This is a genomic window from Mycolicibacterium austroafricanum (assembly GCF_000612725.1).
Lineage (GTDB): Bacteria > Actinomycetota > Actinomycetes > Mycobacteriales > Mycobacteriaceae > Mycobacterium > Mycobacterium austroafricanum.
In genome coordinates this window covers 1,152,864-1,169,605 of record NZ_HG964450.1, presented here as the reverse complement: position 1 = coordinate 1,169,605, position 16,742 = coordinate 1,152,864, and the positions used below count along the sequence as shown (strand labels likewise).

The following is a 16,742-nucleotide window of genomic DNA, read 5'->3' as shown; positions in this document are numbered from 1 at the left end:
GAGACCTGTCTTTCTACCGACCGGTAGGGAGACTGTGCTCACACGATCTGGATCCAGGCTGGAAGGGAGCGTGCGACAGATGCTGCCGGTGCGCTGCGCCAGTCGTGGGTTCGTCGCGGGAGTCAACCGGTGACGTCGAGTTCGAACCTCACGGGCTACGTCCGCGAACAGGTCAAGCCGGGTTTGGAAGCTGTCGGTGGCTTCGTGCGGATGTGTGTGCTCGTCGGCAAGGCCACGCTGCGCCCGCCGTTCCAGTGGCGCGAGTTCATCCTGCAGAGCTGGTTCCTGATGAGGGTGGCGTTCCTACCCACCCTCGCGGTGTCGATCCCGCTGACCGTGCTGCTGATCTTCACGCTCAACATCCTGCTGGCCGAGTTCGGTGCGGCGGACGTGTCCGGTGCCGGCGCGGCCATCGGCGCCGTCACCCAGCTGGGTCCACTGGTGACGGTCCTCGTCGTCGCGGGTGCCGGTTCCACCGCGATCTGCGCGGATCTCGGCGCCCGCACCATCCGCGAGGAGATCGACGCGCTCGAAGTCCTCGGCATCGATCCGATCCACCGGCTCGTGGTGCCCCGCGTCGTCGCGTCCACCTTCGTGGCGATCCTGCTCAACGGCGCGGTGATCACCGTCGGTCTGGTCGGCGGTTTCATCTTCGGCGTCTACCTGCAGAACGTCTCCGCGGGTGCCTACGTATCCACCCTCACCCTGATCACCGGCCTGCCCGAGGTGGTCATCTCGATCGTCAAGGCCGCCACGTTCGGCCTGATCGCCGGTCTGGTGGGGTGCTACCGCGGCCTGACTGTCGCCGGCGGCGCCAAGGGAGTGGGCACCGCGGTCAACGAGACCCTGGTGTTGTGCGTCATCGCGCTGTTCGCGGTCAACGTCGTGCTGACCACGATCGGCATCCGGTTCGGAACGGGGAGCTGACGTGTCCACCTCCGCAGTCCTTCGCTCACGCTTCCCCCGCGGGGTGGCGACCGCCGAGAAGTGGGCGGGCGCACCGGGGCGCGGGCTCGACGCGATGGGCCACGTCGCGGTGTTCGTCGTCACCGCGGTCGGCTCGATCGGGCACGCGATGCGGTTCTACCGCAGGGAAATGCTGCGCCTGATCGCCGAGATCGGCATGGGCACCGGCGCGATGGCCGTCGTCGGCGGCACCGTCGCGATCGTCGGCTTCGTCACGCTGTCCGGGTCGTCGCTGGTGGCCATCCAGGGCTTCGCCTCACTGGGCAACATCGGGGTGGAGGCGTTCACCGGGTTCTTCGCCGCGCTGATCAACGTGCGCATCGCCGCCCCCGTGGTCGCGGGCCAGGCGCTGGCGGCCACCGTCGGCGCCGGCGCCACCGCCGAACTCGGCGCCATGCGCATCAGCGAGGAGATCGACGCGCTCGAGGTGATGGGCATCAAGTCGATCTCGTACCTGGTCTCCACGCGCATCATGGCCGGCTTCGTCGTCATCATCCCGCTCTACGCGATGGCGATCATCATGTCGTTCCTGTCGGCACAGGTGACCACCACGGTGTTCTACGGCCAGTCCGTCGGCACCTACGAGCACTACTTCCGCACCTTCCTGCGACCCGACGACGTGTTCTGGTCCTTCATCCAGGCCGTGATCATCTCGGTCATCGTGATGCTCAACCACTGCTACTACGGCTTCTACGCCAGCGGCGGCCCGGTCGGCGTCGGCGAGGCGGTGGGCCGCTCGATGCGCGCCTCGCTGGTCGCGATCGTGTGTGTGGTGCTGTTCGCTTCGTTGGCGCTCTACGGCGTCGACCCGAACTTCAACCTGACGGTGTAGCGGCGATGACGGCACCCATGAACACCAAGCGGCAGCCCCCGTACAAGATCGCGGGTCTCGTACTGACGTTGATCACCATCGTCGTGCTGGTCCTGGTGTACCTGCAGTTCCGTGGCGACTTCCTGCCTCGCACGCAGCTGACGATGATCTCGGCGCGGTCGGGCCTGTCAATGGACCCCGGCGCCAAGGTGACCTACAACGGTGTCGAGATCGGCCGCGTCGGCAACGTCGAGGAGACGAACGTCGACGGCGAGCCGAGGGCCAAGATCGTTCTCGAGGTGAACCCGAAATACCTCGATCTGATCCCGCAGAATGTCGACGCCGACATCAGCGCGACGACGGTCTTCGGCAACAAGTACGTGTCGTTCCGGTCTCCGACGGACCCCTCGCCCCAACGGATCACGTCGTCCGACGTCATCGACGTCACTTCGGTCACGACGGAGTTCAACACGTTGTTCGAGACGGTCGTCGACATCGCAGGCCAGGTCGACCCGATCAAGCTGAACCAGACATTGACCGCCACCGCGCAGGCCCTCGACGGCCTCGGCGATCGGTTCGGTGAGTCGATCACCAACGGCAACGAGATCCTCGCTGAGATCAACCCCCAGATGCCGCAGATCCGTCGCGACAATCAGCTGTTGGCCGACCTCGGCGAGGTCTACGCCGACGCCGCACCGGACCTGTTCGACGGTCTGCAGAACGCGGTCACGACAGCGCGCACGCTCAACGAGCAGCAGGGGAACGTCGACCAGGCGTTGATGGCTGCAGTGGGCTTCGGGAACAACGGCGGCGACATCTTCGAACGGGGTGGCCCGTACCTCACGCGCGGCGCCGAAGATCTGCTGCCCACGACCGCCCTGCTCGACGAGTACAGCCCAGCGCTGTTCTGCACCATCCGCAACTACCACGACGTTCAGCCCAAACTCGCGGCGGCGCTAGGCGGTAATGGCTATTCGCTGCGGACCCGCGGGGAGGTGCTCGGACTGGGTGCCGGTAACGCCTACGTCTATCCGGACAACCTGCCGCGCGTGAACGCCAAGGGCGGACCCGGCGGTCGGCCGGGCTGCTGGCAGCCCGTCACCCGTGATCTGTGGCCGGCGCCGTACCTCGTCATGGACACCGGCGCGTCGATCGCCCCCTACAACCACATGGAACTGGGTCAGCCGCTGTTCACCGAGTACGTCTGGGGACGCCAAGTCGGGGAGCACACGATCAACCCATGAAAATCACCGGTACCGCCATCAAGCTCGGCGCCTTCTCCCTGGTGCTGCTGCTGTTCACGGGCATCATCATCGTGGTGTTCGGCCAGATGCGATTCGATCGCACGAACGGCTTCTCGGCGATCTTCAGCAATGCCAGTGGTCTGCGCTCCGGCCAGTTCGTCCGCGCGTCCGGCGTGGAAGTCGGCAAGGTCCAAAAGGTCACGTTGATCGAGGGCGGTTCGAAGGCGCGGGTCGACTTCGACGTCGACCGGTCACTGGAACTTTTCGACGAGACCACCGCATCGATCCGCTACCTGAACCTCATCGGTGACCGATACCTGGAACTCAAGCGCGGTGAGAGCAACACCCGAATCGCTGCAGGAGCGACGATTCCGCTGGAGAGAACAGAACCGGCGCTCGACCTCGACGCACTCATCGGCGGCTTCCGGCCGGTCTTCCAGTCGCTGGAGCCCGAGAAGGTCAACACGATCGCGCAGACGATCATCACGGTCTTTCAGGGCCAGGGCGGCACGATCAACGACATCCTGGACCAGACCGCTTCTCTCACATCGGCTCTCGCCGACCGCGACCAGGCGATCGGCGAGGTGGTCAACAACCTGAACACGGTGCTGGACACCACGGTCAAGCACCAGCAGCAATTCGATGACACCGTCAAGAACTTCGAAGTGTTGATCACGGGGCTCAAGAACCGCGCCGATCCACTCGCCGATTCGGTGGGAGACATCAGCGATGCCGCGGGCACTGTCGCCGACCTGCTGGCCGACAACCGTCCGCTGCTGCAGAGCACGATCGGCCGGTTGGAAGCCATCCAGCAGCCGCTAGTCGATCAGAAGGAACAGCTCAATGACCAGCTTGTAAGGCTGCCCGAAGCCTTGAAGATCATCGGTCGCTCCGGCGGCGTCTACGGTGACTTCTTCAATTTCTATGCCTGCGACGTCTCGTTGATGCTCAACGGTTTACAGCCAGGTGGTCCCGTCCGCACCGTGAAGGTCTGGAGCCAGCCGTCGGGTAGGTGCACGCCGAAATGAGAGTCCTCGAGGGATCCAACCGCGTCCGCAGCGGGCTGATGGGCATCATCATCCTGATCGTCGTCATCGGCGTCGGGCAGAGCTTCGCCAGCGTGCCCATGCTGTTCGCGAAGCCGACGTACTACGCGCAGTTCTCCGACACCGGCGGCATCAACGTGGGCGACAAGGTGCGTATCGCCGGCGTCGACGTCGGCGTCGTGAAGTCGACGGACATCGACGGCGACCGGGTGGTCATCGGCTACTCGCTGGACGGCACCGAGATCGGCACCGACAGCCGCGCCGCCATCCGGACCGACACGATCCTGGGCCGGCGCAACATCGAGATCGAACCCCGCGGTGATGATCCGTTGCGCGCCAACGGGGTTCTGCCGCTGGGCCAGACGACCACGCCGTACCAGATCTACGACGCCTTCTTCGATGTCAGCAACTCCGCGGCGGGCTGGGACACCCAGACCGTCAAGGAATCGCTGAATGTCCTGTCCGAGACCATTGATCAGACCTACCCGCATCTCAGCGCCGCCCTCGACGGGGTCGCTCGGTTCTCTGACACGATCGGAAAGCGCGACGACCAGATCAAGCAGCTGTTGGCCAACGCGAACAAGGTGGCGGGCGTCCTGGGCAACCGCAGCGAACAGATCAACCAGCTGTTCGTGAATGCGCAGACGCTGCTCGCGGCGGTCAACGAGCGCAACTACGCCGTGAGCCAGCTGCTCGAGCGCGTCGACAAGTTCTCGACTCAGGTCCGCGGCGTCATCGACGACAACCCGAACCTGAACAGAGTCCTCGAACAGCTCAGGGTCATCAGCGATGTGCTGCGGGAGCGCAAGTTCGACCTCGTCGACGTGCTGGCTTCGCTGTCGAAATTTACTGGGTCCCTCGGCGAAGCGCTCGCGTCGGGCCCCTACTTCAAGGTCATGCTCGTCAACCTCGCTCCGTACTGGATCCTGCAGCCGTTCGTCGATGCCGCATTCAAGAAGCGCGGCATCGACCCCGAGGAGTTCTGGCGCAACGCGGGCCTGCCTGCGTTCCGCTTCCCCGACCCGAACGGCGTCGGCTTCGAAAACGGCGCGCCCCCGCCGGCACCGACGCCGATCGAAGGCACCCCGACCAACCCCGGTCCTGCTGTCCCGCCCGGCTCGCCGTGTTCGTACACGCCGCCGGCAGACGGGATCCCGAGCCCCGGCAACCCGCTTCCCTGCGCGGCGCTCTCGCAAGGCCCGTACGGTCCGGTGCCCGGTGGTTTTCCGCCCCCGAACGTCATCACGTCGGCGCCGAATGTCCATGGGCCGCAACCGGCTCCCGGTGTGCCCGCGGCGGGCATCCCGGGTCAGCTGTCACCGACGGTGCCGGGTGCGAACCCACCGCTTCCGCCTGCGCCGCCCGGTGCCCGCACCGTGCCGCTGGCGCCGCAGCCCCAGCCTGCCGACTTCACCCCGGGCATCGCGCCGTTGCCGCCGTCGCTTCCGGCGCCGGCCGTGCCGGGTCCCGGTCCGCAGTTGGCGCCTGCCGGGCAACCGCCGCTGCCGGGCAATCCGCCATTTCTTCCGCCGGGATCACAGGGTTAGGGGGTAGGAGACCATGTCGACCATCTTCAACGTGCGGGACATGAAGCCGCCCGGCCTGTCGAAGACCACACTGATCCTGGGCACCGTGATCATCATCGTGGCGGTGGCCGCCGGCTTCCTCGGCTGGAACCTCTACAAGAAGGCGACGACGAACACCGTCGTCGCCTACTTCACCCAGACGCTGGCGCTGTATCCCGGCGACAAGGTGCAGATCATGGGTGTGCGCGTCGGCTCGATCGATTCGATCGAACCCGCAGGCGACAAGATGAAGGTCACCTTCCATTACGAGAGCAAGTACAAGGTCCCGGAGAACGCCAGCGCGTCGATCCTGAACCCAAGCCTGGTGGCGTCGCGCACGATTCAACTTTCGCCGCCCTACACCGGCGGCAACACGCTGCCCGATGGTGCGGTGCTCGACACCGACAGGACCCAGGTGCCCGTCGAATACGACGATCTGCGTGACTCGCTGAGCCGTCTGCTGCGCGACCTGGGCCCCACACCCGAACAGCCGAAGGGTCCGTTCGGTGACATCATCGAGTCCGCTGCCGATGGTTTTGCGGGCAAGGGTGAGCAGCTGAACAAGTCACTCAACGCGCTCTCGGAAGCGTTGTTCTCGCTCAACCAGGGGCGCGGTGACCTGTTCAGTGTCGTCAAGAGCCTCGCCCTGTTCGTCAACGCGCTCCACGAGAGCGACCAGCAGTTCGTGTCGCTGAACAACAATCTCGCGCAGTTCACCAACGCGTTCACCAACACGGATCGTGAAGTCGCTGACGCGGTTCAGGACCTCAACGACTTGCTGTCGACGGCACGCGGCTTCATCGAGGAGAACGGTGAAGTGCTGGCGCACGACGTGAACAACCTGGCTGAAGTGACGAACGCGATCCTGCAGCCGGAGCCGCGCGACGGCCTGGAAACGGGTCTGCACGTGTTCCCGAACCTGGGTTCGAACATCGTCAACATCTCGTCGCCAAACGCCGGCGGCATCGTCAACATGCCGGTCATCTCGAACTTCGCGAACCCGATGGAGTTCATCTGCAGCTCGATCCAGGCGGGCAGCCGCCTGGGGTACCAGGAGTCCGCGGAGTTGTGCGCGGAGTACCTGGGCCCGATCCTCGACGCGATCAAGTTCAACTATCTGCCGTTCGGTGCGAACCAGCTGCAGACGGCGATGACGCTGCCCAAGCAGATTGCGTACTCCGAGCCGCGCCTGCAGCCACCGCCGGGATACAAGGACACGACCGTGCCGGGCATCTGGTCACGCGACACCCTGTTCTCGCACGGCAACCATGAGCCTGGCTGGATCGTGGCGCCAGGCATGCAGGGCGTCGAGGTGCAGCCGTTCACCGCGAACATGCTGACACCGGAATCGCTGGCCGAACTGATGGGCGGCCCCGATATCGTTCCGCCGGCGGCGCCGCCCGCATTCGGGACGACGCGGAACGGCAACCTGCCCGGTCCCCCGAATGCGTTCGACCAGAACAACCCGTTGCCCCCGCCGTGGTACCCGCAGCCCGGACCCCCACCGGCGCCTGCTCCCGGTGTGATCCCGGGTGGAGGTAGCCCGCTCGGCGCACCGGCACCGGCACCGGCACCTGCGGCGCCCGCGGCGCCGTCGGGTCCGCTGCTGCCCGCCGAGGCTGGAGGAGCGCGATGATCAGGCTGCGCACCTTGGCCCAGCGCACCGTCGCCCTCGGTGCGGCGGCACTGGTGCTGACGTCGTGCGGGTCCTGGAAGGGCATAGCCAACGTCCCCCTGCCGGGCGGGCCCGGAACGGGATCGGACCACACGACCATCCTCGTCCAGATGCCGGACACGTTGGCGCTCAACGTGAACAGCCGCGTGCGGGTAGCCGACGTCTACGTCGGCCGCGTCCGCGCGATCGAGCTGAGGAACTGGGTGGCGACCCTGACCCTGGACCTCGACCCCACGGTGCAGTTGCCGGTGAACACGCTCGCCAAGATCGGTCAGACGAGCCTTCTCGGTTCTCAGCATGTCCAGCTGGACCTCCCGCCGGACCCGTCGCCGGAGAAGCTGAAGTCCGGCGACATGATCCCGCTGAAGAACGCGTCGGCGTTCCCGACGACCGAGCGCGTGCTGGCCAGCATCGCGTCGATTCTGACGGGCGGCGGGGTGTCGAATCTGGAGACGATCCAGACCGAGATCTACAACGTCCTCAACGGACGCGGTGACGAGATCAGGAACTTCCTCGGCCAGCTCGACACGTTCACCGACGAACTGAATCAGCAGCGCGAAGACATCACCCGCGCCATCGATTCGACGAACCGGCTGCTGTCGATCGTCGCCGAGCGGAACAACACACTCGATGCCGTCCTCACCGAATTCCCGCCGCTGATCGAGCATTTCGCGGATACCCGGGATCTGTTCGCTGACGCCGTCGAAGCGCTGGGCCGGATCAGCGGCGCCGCCGAGGACGCACTGGCCCCCGCGAGTGACAACCTGAATGCCAATCTGGCCAATTTGCAGCGTCCGCTGCGGGAGTTGGGCAAGGCCGGACCGTATGTTTTGGGCGCGCTGAAGCTGATGCTGACCGCACCGTTCAGCATCGAGAACGTGCCGAAGGCAATCCGCGGTGACTACGTCAACGTCTCACTCATGGTGGACCTGACGCTGTCGGCCATCGACAACGGGTTTCTGTCGGGCACCGGTGTCTCAGGCATGCTCCGGGCACTGGAACAGGCTTGGGGTCGTGACCCGAACACGATGATTCCGGATGTGCGCTTCACACCGAACGCACATTCCGTGCCGGGCGGACCGCTGGTGGAAAGGGGCGAGTGAGCGATGCTGACGCGTTTCGTCAAAATCCAGCTGATCATCTTCACGCTCCTGACCATCCTCGCGGTCGGTGTGCTCGGCCTGCACTACCTGCGGTTGCCGAGCTTGGCGGGTGTCGGGCAGTACACGCTCTACGCCGACCTGGAGCGCTCCGGCGGTCTGTATGCCACCGGCAACGTCACCTACCGGGGCACCCAGATCGGCAAGGTCACCGAGGTCGAACCCACCGAGACCGGTGCGCGGGCGACGATGAGCATCGACGAGAAGTACAAGATCCCGGTGGACGCGATCGCGAACGTGCACTCGGTGTCGGCGATCGGCGAGCAGTACCTCGACCTGGTGTCGCCGTCGGGAACTGATCAGTACTTCAGCCCGGGCTCGACGATCACCGAGAGCACGGTCCCCGAAGAGGTCGGTCCCGCGATCGACGCCGCCAACGAGGGCCTCGCCGTATTGCCCAAGGAGAAGATCGACGCGCTGCTCACCGAGACGTCGGCCGCGGTGGGCGGGCTCGGTCCGTCCCTGCAGCGGCTCGTCGACTCAACGACGAACCTCGCCGAGGGCTTCCGCGACAACATCCCGCAGGTCAACGACATCATTACCAACGCGGCACCGATCCTGGACAGCCAGGTCCAGTCCGGAGAGGCGATCAAGCAGTGGTCGCGAAACCTGAACGTGATCGCGTCGCAGACCGCCGAGCAGGACGATGCGCTGCGCAGCGGGCTGCAGCAGGCGGCGCCCACGCTGGACCAGGTCAATACCGTGTTCACCGATGTGCGGGACTCGTTGCCGCAGACGCTGGCCAATCTGTCCGTCGTGATCGACATGCTGAAGCGCTACAACAAGGGCCTCGAGCAGACACTTGTAGTACTGCCCCAGGGTGCGTCAATCGCGCAGACGGCCACCATCTTCGAAGGCCAGGGACTGCTGCACTTCGGCCTGTCGATCAATCAGCCGCCGCCGTGCCTGACCGGCTTCTTACCCTCGTCGGAGTGGCGGTCGCCGGCCGACACCAGCACGGCGCCGCTGCCGTCGGGGACGTACTGCAAGATCCCGAAGGATTACCAGGGCAACGTCGTGCGGGGCGCGCGCAACTATCCGTGTGCCGACGTGCCTGGTAAGCGGGCGGCGACGCCGAAAGAGTGCCGCAGCGATGAACCGTACGTCCCGCTGGGCACCAACCCCTGGTACGGCGACCCGAACCAGATCGTTGCCTGCCCCGCCCCGGGGGCACGGTGTGACCAGCGCGTCGCACCAGGTCAGGTGGTGCCCGCGCCGTCGGTGAACAACGGGCGCAATCCATTGCCCGCCGACGAATTGCCGCCACCGCAGTCACTCGCGCCGGTCAGCGATCCTCCGAGCCCACCCGGCTCGGGTACCGTCAGCTGCAGCGGTCAACAGCCCAACCCGTGCATCTACACCCCGACGCAGGGGCCGGCGGGCACGACCGCCGCCTACAGCCCGAGCAGTGGCGAGGTGGTGGGACCTGACGGGGTCCGATACAACGTGAGCAATTCGAGCAACCCAGGAGACGACGGATGGAAGGAGATGCTGGCACCAGCCGGCTGACCTTCGGAGGGCAGGAGCGCAGCGACCCGGGAATCGAATCGCGCGCCGACGCCGACGCGGTATCCACCGAAGAACCCATAGAAGAAGAACCGACCGACACCCGCAGGCCTTCACGGTTGGGCAAAGGCTGGGTCGCGTCGATCTGCGCCGTGCTGCTTCTGCTGGGCGGCGGCGGCATCACCGCTGGTTATCTCGCGCTGCGCGCGAACGCACGCGCGGCCGAGGTCGCCCGTTCCGATGACGCCGCGTTGCAGGCAGCCAAGGAATGCGTGGCGGCCACCCAGGCGCCCGACACGGCCGCGATGACGGCCGCGCAGTCGAAGATCCTGGAGTGCTCCACCGGTGAGTTCGGGGTGCAGGCCGGGCTGTTCAGCAGCGTCCTGGCCGAGGCCTACCAGGCTGCCGATGCGGCGGTGGCGGTCGACGACCTGCGGGCCGCCGTCGAGCGGCGCAACGAGGACGGCACGGTCAATGTGCTGGTCGCGGTGCGCGTCAGGATCTCCAATTCCGAGGCCGCCGACCAGCGGGTCGGATACCGGCTGCGCGCGACGATGGCATTCGACGAGGGGCAGTACCGGATCTCCAGCCTGGACCAGGTCAACTCGTGACGGCGGTTTTCGACACCACCCTGACCACCTCTGCCGACGATCCGACCACGCCGATGCCGCTGGCGTCGTGGCCGGTCCGCGCGGGCGCGATCGCGGTGGACATCCTGCCCGGGCTCGGCGTGATCGTCACGACGGCGCTGCTGGCGCTGACCGCCGCCGACGGCTGGGTGCGCTGGCTGTTCATCGCGGCGCTGGCGGTGACGTTCTTCCTGATGGCGGCCAACCGGCTGATGCTGCCCGTCGCGACGGGCTGGACGCTGGGGCGTGCGCTGTTCGGCATCGCCGTGCGCCGCGCGGACGACCGGCCCGTCGGGGTGCTGCGGGTGACCGGTCGCGAACTCGCACACCTGCTCGACACCCTCGCGGTGTTCGTCGGATGGGTGTGGCCGCTGTGGGACCGGAGGCGCCGGACCTTCGCCGACCTGCTGGCAGGCACCGAGGTGTACCGGGTCGAGCGGCCGCAGCGGGACATGCGCCGCACGGTCGCCACGGTGCTCGTCGCGGCCGCAGTGGCGTCTGTCGTCGCGGTGGGCCTGGGTTATGCGCTGGTGTACCGGCAGGAACGTGCGGTGGACACGGCCCGCGAGCAGGTCGCCGAGCAGGGACCGCGCATCGTCGAGCAGATGCTCAGCTACGGTGCGGACACCATCGTCGACGACTTCGCCAGGGCCCAGGCCCTGACCACCGACGGGTATCGGCCTCAGTTGATCTCTCAGCAGCAGGCCGTGCAGCAGGCCGGCGCCACCACGAACGAGTACTGGGCGGTCAACAGCGCGGTGCTCACCGATCCGCCCATTACACCGGACCGGGTGTCGATGCTGCTGGCGATGCAGGGCCAGCGCGGCACCAACCCCAACGACGTCAAGTTCATCACCGCGACGGTGCGGGTGGACTTCGAGAAGTCGGCCGACGGGCAGTGGCGGGTGGCGAACCTGACGGTGCTGAAGAAGCCCCAGATGAACCTGGCGGGGCAATGAGCCCGGCCCGCAGGTTCACCGACTCCGACCCCGGCGACAGCGCGGTCGGTCCCGACTACTTCCGGTTGGAGCCGAAACCCGCTGTGCGGTGGGGACTTCCGCTGGTCTCCGGGATCGTTGCCCTGGTGATGGCTGCGGCGATCGCGGCCGGCGCCCTGATGCTGGTCCGGCACGAGCAGGATCGCCGCGCCGCGGTCGACGAGGCCGCCGCGCTGGGTTACACGAGCGAGTTCATGGTCATGTACACGAGCCTGGATCCGTTCAACGCCAACGCCTATGCCGATCGCGTCGCCGCGCAGGCCACCGGCGAATTCGCGAAGAACTTCGCCGGGCGGCTCAACGAGATCCTGGTTCAGGTGGCTCGCTCCGAGCCGAGCACCGGGGAGGTGCTCGCCGCGGGGGTGCGGCAATGGAACGACGACGGCAGCGCCGACGTGTTGATCGCGACGAAGGTCACCTCGAAGACGCCGGACGGGAAGTCGACGATCGAGAGCGGGAGCCGCTGGGTCGCGACGGCTATCAAGGAAGGACAGCAGTGGAAGATCAGCAACCTGATCCAGGTGATCTGACCACCGAGGTCGAGGACCCCAAGGTGCCCGTAGGTAAGTCGCGGCGGACCCCGAAGGCGCAGCCGCCGGACGCAGAACCGGAGACCGAAGGCCCCGCCGACGCGCTGGACACCGACGACACCGACCCGCCCGAACCCGGGCCCGAACCTGTTGTGCTGGTGCCGCACCGGCCCGCCGGCCGGAAACTGGTCGTCGCGGCGGCCGTCGCGTCGGCGGTGTTCGTCGGCGCGAGCGGATTCGCCGCGGCGATGGTGCAGCCGTATCTGGTCCAGCGCGCCCTGGTCGAGACCAAGCTGAACATCGCGCGCACGGCAACGGACGCGATCACCACGCTGTGGACCTACACCCCCGACGACATGGCCACGCTCGCCGACCGCGCATCGGTGTACCTCGGCGGGGATTTCGCCGCGGAGTACCGCCGCTACATCGACGCGATCGTCGAGCCGAACAAGCAGGCCCAGGTCACCAACACCACCGAGGTGATGGGCGCCGCCGTCGAATCCGTGTCGCCGCCCACGACCCCGACCGAGGCCACCGCGCTGGTCTACACCAACTCGGTGGCCACCAGCCCGGTGACCAAGAACATCCCGTCGCTGCGCTACCTGTCGTACCGGTTGACGTTGCAGCGGGACGGCCGCGACTGGCGCATCGTCCGGATGTCGACCATCACCTCGTTCGACCTGACACCGCAGCTTTAGGGATCTCGGCGTGCTGAGTCGCGCTGAGCGCGACCAGCGACGCCGAAGTGGCTCAGTTGAACGCCAGCCAGGCGGGCTGGGCGCGTTCACGCGAATCGCACAGCACCGCCATGGTGTCGCACGAGCCGCGGGGTGAGCCGGCGCCCGCCCACATGCCGCCGGTGTCGCGGCGCAGCACGATCGCCGAGGATCCGCCGCCGTCGAGCAGCACCGCGGTGTCGCTGCCCAGACCGCGGAACAGGTCCTGGATCTGATCGGGGGTATAGCTGCCGCCCTGGAACACGTACATCTCGTCGCGGTCCTTGACGTAGGCGAGCGCGGTGCGTGCCGCGCTCGGCCCCGGATCGTTGAGCTGACCCGTCTCGCCGGGCGCCAGCAGCCCGATGCCGGCGACGGCGACGAACCGGGTGCCCTGGTCGATCAACCGCGTCACCACAGGCGTGGCCGCGTCGTAGTCGTCGTCGCTGCGGGGCGGAACGACGAACGGCGTGCCCTGCACCGGCAGGATCATCGTCGACAGCGCCATCCAGTTCTCGTTGCCGCCGGAGAGCCCCTGCTTGCCCGCATATGCCAGCGTGCCGGTGACCTTGGCGTTGGTGCGACCCAGGTTTCGGGTGTTGTCGACGTAGGCGCCCAGCGGGGAACTGCACCCGGTCGTCTTCCACGAGCCGCCCTGCTGACCGCGCACGTCGAAGAAGTTGGCGTTGATCGCGATCGTCGGCTGCCCGAGCGCCGTCCAGGCCTCGATCGGGGAGTAGATCTCGGAGGCCTGCCAGAGCCCTTCGCCGGTGCGGGCGCGCGGATCACGTTCGCAGCGCGCCTGATAGCCGGTGTGGGAGTCGGCGAGCAGCCGCGGCGCCAGCCGCTGGGACGCGCCCTTGATGATCATCAGCCGGCCGCCGTTGCTCAGCTCGTACCAGTTGCCCGCCGCGTTGAGCATCGGCGCCGGGAACCCGCTGCCGAAGTTGTACACCAGGTACGACCCGCGGGTGTTGGCGATCGCACCGGCGAGCAGTTCGCGGGCGCCGGCGGCGCGTGCGGTCGGAGTCCCCGTGGCGGCGGCCACGACGGCGCACATCGCCACCGCTGTCGCCTTCGACACGAGGGCGGCGATCCTGGCGCGGTGCCGGATGTTTGCGTGTGGAGTCGGCACCGGCGGCTCCTATCGAAAAAGACGGGTCAGGCGTAACCACAGTAATCCCAGAAGAAACCCTGTCAACTTTCGTCACAGCAGCATCACGGGATGGTTCCGGGCTGGTTGCCGAGCCCTTTGCTGAGGCCGGGTTCGTCATGCTTGGAAGGTGACCGATCAGGGTGGGGTGGCCGCCGATCGGGTAACCGAAGGAGATGCCTACCGTGACCCGGACCTTCACCGTCGCTCCGCCGCCCGACCTCGTGGTCGGTTACCTCAAGGACTTCGAGCACGCGCGGCAGTGGGATCCGGGCACCCGCAGCTGCGAGCGCATCGACAGCGGCCCCGTCGCCGAAGGCGCCTACTGGCACAGCGTGTCGAGGATCCTCGGTGTCACCGCGGAGTTGACCTACAAGCTCGAAGAGCTGACCGACCGCCGGGTGGTGTTCGTCGGGGAGAACCAGTCGTCGAGGACGGTGGACACCATCACGGTGCACGCCCAGGGCTCCGGGTCCGTGGTGACCTACCAGGCTGATCTTGAAATGTACGGCACCGCAAGGCTTCTCAGTGCCGTCATGAAGGTGGTGTGCGAGAAGAGGGCCGGTGGCGCCGAGCGGCAGATGGCCACGGTGCTCAACAAGCTGGCCGTCGCGCCGGGTTAACCCGGTGCCAGCCGGTAGATCGCGTCGGCGGCGTCGTCGGTGATGTACACCGCCCCGTCGGGGCCCACGACGGCGGCGACGGGCCTGCCCCAGCGCGATCCGTCGTCGGCCTGGAATCCGCCGACCAGCGTCTGCTGGTTCCCCAGCGTCCCGTCCTGCCACGGGTAGAACGACACCTCGGGGGCGCGCGGCGGTTGCCGGTTCCACGAACCGTGCACGCCGACGAGCGCGCCGCGGGGGAACGGCGCCGGAAGTTCGCCGTCGACGAAGCTGAGTCCCAGCGGCGCCGAATGGGCGCCCATGCTCTGTTCGACGGGCGGCAGCGCCGCGCAGTCCAGCAACGCTCCGTCGGCATTGGTCTGGACGTCACGGACGAACGGCAGGTCGGCGGGCCCGCCCACGTTGTTGCAGTAGGGCCATCCGAGCTCCCGTCCGGGGGTCAGCCGGGCGATCTGCTCGGGCGGGTTGTCGTCGACGTACTCCGGGATCACCTTCCCGTACGACGGGCCCGGCTCGGGATAGGCGATGTTGTCCCGGCCGTTGTTGGCGGTCCAGACCGCGCCGTCGGGCGCCACGGCGAGTCCGGTGCCGTTGCGTACTCCGGTGGCGAAGGGCTCGGCCGGTCCGCCGCCGGGCGGCACCCGCATGACGGTTGCCCGCGGCGGGACGGCGGTGCGGTCCTGCGCGGAGATGTTGCCCGTGGACCCGATGGAGAAGTACACCGCGCCGTCGGGGCCGACCGCCACGCTCTTGAGCACGTGCGAATAGGCGCCCCGCAGATCCGGGCTGCGGTCGTCGGGCAACCCGCCCGCGACGGTCCTGGGCTCGGTGGCCGCCCCCGCGGCATACCGGTAGGCGTCGACCTGATCGCTTTCGGCCACATACAGTGTCGAGCCGTCGAAGGCCAGGCCGTGCGGTTCGTCGAGCCCGTCGAGCAGTACGGACTCCTCGGGTGGGCCGTCGCCGCGCGGCGTGAACCGCAGCACCCGCCCGGCGCTCGGCACCGAGACGAGCAGGTCACCGTCGGGAGTCCAGGCGGCCAGCCGCGGACGTGGGGTCCGCGCCCACACCGACAGCGTCCAGCCCTGCGGGACCACCGCCTCGCGGGGTTCGTCGAACGGCGCCCCGGCCAGGCCGTCGTCGACCTCGACGGTCACCCGGGTAGACCCGGCGGCCGGTGCGGTGGAGGTCGTCGACGCCGGAGCGGGCGCCGCCGGGGGAGGCTCGGCCCGCTGTTCGGCAGAGCACCCCGCGAGCACCGTGGCGCCGAGCAGGATCGCGCCGAATCGCTTATGCCGCACCGAGTCCCGCATGCATCTCCCAGATCAGGATCTCGGCGGGCGTCGTGGCGGTGACGCGCTGGCCGCCGGAAGCGGTGAACCGCACCGCGTCTCCCTCGTGCAGCGGGCCGGCGTCCTCGAGGGTGACGTCACCGCGCGGGACGAACAGATGCAGGTAGGGCGCCTCGGGCAGCTGGACGCTCTGGCCGGGCTCCAGCCGTGCCCCGTGCAGCGCCGCGTACCGGTTGCCGATGGCGATGGCGGCGGCGTCGCTGTGCGCGGGCATCCCCGACGCGATCGTCACAAGGTTGCCGCGCAGTAGTTCGTCGTCGATCTCCAACTGCTGGTATCCGGGTTCCCGGCCCGACTCGTCGGGCACCACCCACATCTGGACGAAATGCACTGGTTCGCTGTGGCTTTCCTTCCCGGTCAGGGTCCAGGAGTCGTTCTTCTCCGAGTGCATGATGCCGCGTCCCGCCGACATCCGCTGGGCCAGGCCGGGGTAGATGACGCCGGAGTTCCCGGTGGAGTCCTGATGCACCAGGGATCCGCGCAGCACCCACGTCACGATCTCCATGTCGCGGTGCGGGTGGGTGTCAAATCCGGTGCCGGGCTTGACGATGTCGTCGTTGTTGACCAGCAGCAGCCCGTGGTGGGTGTTGTCCGGCTCGTAGTGGCTGCCGAACGAGAACGAGTGCTTGGAGTCAAGCCACGCGATCCTGGTCTTGGCGCGGTCGTCGGCCCGCCGGACGTCGACGATGCTCGGGCTGCTGGTCATGGGATCACTCCTCGAAGAGTCCTTGTCAGCCTAGGTGGCTGCCCTGCTGCCGACAACATTGA

The 16,742-nt window shown here is 67.4% G+C and carries 16 protein-coding genes; 13 read left to right on the top strand and 3 right to left on the bottom strand.

Translation table 11 applies throughout. From position 1 onward, the window contains the following. Positions 1-129: 129 nt before the first annotated feature. From BN976_RS05585 to BN976_RS05530, 12 genes are read left to right on the top strand one after another with little or no spacing between them, the layout of a single operon-like run. Positions 130-927 (top strand): MlaE family ABC transporter permease, encoded by a 798-nt coding sequence (locus tag BN976_RS05585; RefSeq protein WP_036368638.1) that lies wholly within the window; start codon positions 130-132, stop codon positions 925-927. 1 nt (position 928) lies between these two features. Further along, positions 929-1,798, top strand: a complete 870-nt coding sequence (locus BN976_RS05580; RefSeq protein WP_036368636.1) for an MlaE family ABC transporter permease — start codon at positions 929-931, stop codon at positions 1,796-1,798. Positions 1,799-1,803: 5 nt separating this feature from the next. Next, positions 1,804-3,021: an MCE family protein gene (locus tag BN976_RS05575; RefSeq protein ID WP_036368635.1), complete on the top strand. Its 1,218-nt coding sequence runs from the start codon at positions 1,804-1,806 to the stop codon at positions 3,019-3,021. Continuing rightward, entirely contained in the window at positions 3,018-4,049 is a 1,032-nt protein-coding gene (locus BN976_RS05570) for a virulence factor Mce family protein (protein WP_036368633.1), read from the top strand. The genes BN976_RS05575 and BN976_RS05570 overlap by 4 nt, the downstream gene beginning before the upstream one ends. Then, positions 4,046-5,614 carry a virulence factor Mce family protein gene (locus tag BN976_RS05565; protein ID WP_036368631.1) on the top strand — a complete coding sequence of 523 codons (1,569 nt, stop codon included), beginning with the start codon at positions 4,046-4,048 and terminating at the stop codon, positions 5,612-5,614. Before BN976_RS05570 ends, BN976_RS05565 begins: the two co-directional genes overlap by 4 nt. A gap of 13 nt (positions 5,615-5,627) precedes the next feature. After that, positions 5,628-7,268 (top strand): virulence factor Mce family protein, encoded by a 1,641-nt coding sequence (locus BN976_RS05560; protein WP_036368629.1) that lies wholly within the window; start codon positions 5,628-5,630, stop codon positions 7,266-7,268. Further along, positions 7,265-8,410, top strand: coding sequence for a virulence factor Mce family protein (locus BN976_RS05555; protein WP_036368627.1), 1,146 nt, complete (start codon positions 7,265-7,267; stop codon positions 8,408-8,410). The genes BN976_RS05560 and BN976_RS05555 overlap by 4 nt, the downstream gene beginning before the upstream one ends. Before the next feature lie 3 nt (positions 8,411-8,413). Then, positions 8,414-9,976, top strand: coding sequence for an MCE family protein (locus BN976_RS05550; RefSeq protein ID WP_036368626.1), 1,563 nt, complete (start codon positions 8,414-8,416; stop codon positions 9,974-9,976). Then, positions 9,946-10,584: an Rv1363c family protein gene (locus tag BN976_RS05545; RefSeq protein ID WP_036368623.1), complete on the top strand. Its 639-nt coding sequence runs from the start codon at positions 9,946-9,948 to the stop codon at positions 10,582-10,584. The genes BN976_RS05550 and BN976_RS05545 overlap by 31 nt, the downstream gene beginning before the upstream one ends. After that, entirely contained in the window at positions 10,581-11,561 is a 981-nt protein-coding gene (locus BN976_RS05540; RefSeq protein ID WP_036368621.1) for an RDD family protein, read from the top strand. The genes BN976_RS05545 and BN976_RS05540 overlap by 4 nt, the downstream gene beginning before the upstream one ends. Continuing rightward, positions 11,558-12,130, top strand: a complete 573-nt coding sequence (locus BN976_RS05535) for an Rv1363c family protein (RefSeq protein ID WP_036368619.1) — start codon at positions 11,558-11,560, stop codon at positions 12,128-12,130. The genes BN976_RS05540 and BN976_RS05535 overlap by 4 nt, the downstream gene beginning before the upstream one ends. After that, positions 12,097-12,828, top strand: coding sequence for a hypothetical protein (locus BN976_RS05530; protein ID WP_036368617.1), 732 nt, complete (start codon positions 12,097-12,099; stop codon positions 12,826-12,828). The genes BN976_RS05535 and BN976_RS05530 overlap by 34 nt, the downstream gene beginning before the upstream one ends. 52 nt (positions 12,829-12,880) lie before the next feature. Here BN976_RS05530 and BN976_RS05525 read toward each other — a convergent pair whose 3' ends face one another. After that, the gene (locus BN976_RS05525; RefSeq protein WP_051558294.1) at positions 12,881-13,981 is read right to left on the bottom strand and encodes a phosphodiester glycosidase family protein; all 1,101 of its coding nucleotides are present in this window, start codon (positions 13,979-13,981) and stop codon (positions 12,881-12,883) included. Between the two features lie 194 nt (positions 13,982-14,175). Between BN976_RS05525 and BN976_RS05520 the strand changes: the two genes are divergently transcribed. Further along, on the top strand, positions 14,176-14,622 hold the full coding sequence (locus tag BN976_RS05520) for an SRPBCC family protein (RefSeq protein WP_036368615.1): 447 nt from the start codon (positions 14,176-14,178) through the stop codon (positions 14,620-14,622). Here BN976_RS05520 and BN976_RS05515 read toward each other — a convergent pair. Further along, entirely contained in the window at positions 14,619-15,935 is a 1,317-nt protein-coding gene (locus BN976_RS05515) for a PQQ-dependent sugar dehydrogenase (RefSeq protein ID WP_036368614.1), read from the bottom strand. The two genes, BN976_RS05520 and BN976_RS05515, sit on opposite strands and share 4 nt — an antisense overlap. Continuing rightward, positions 15,913-16,680: a pirin family protein gene (locus tag BN976_RS05510; RefSeq protein WP_036368612.1), complete on the bottom strand. Its 768-nt coding sequence runs from the start codon at positions 16,678-16,680 to the stop codon at positions 15,913-15,915. Before BN976_RS05510 ends, BN976_RS05515 begins: the two co-directional genes overlap by 23 nt. Positions 16,681-16,742 lie beyond the last annotated feature (62 nt).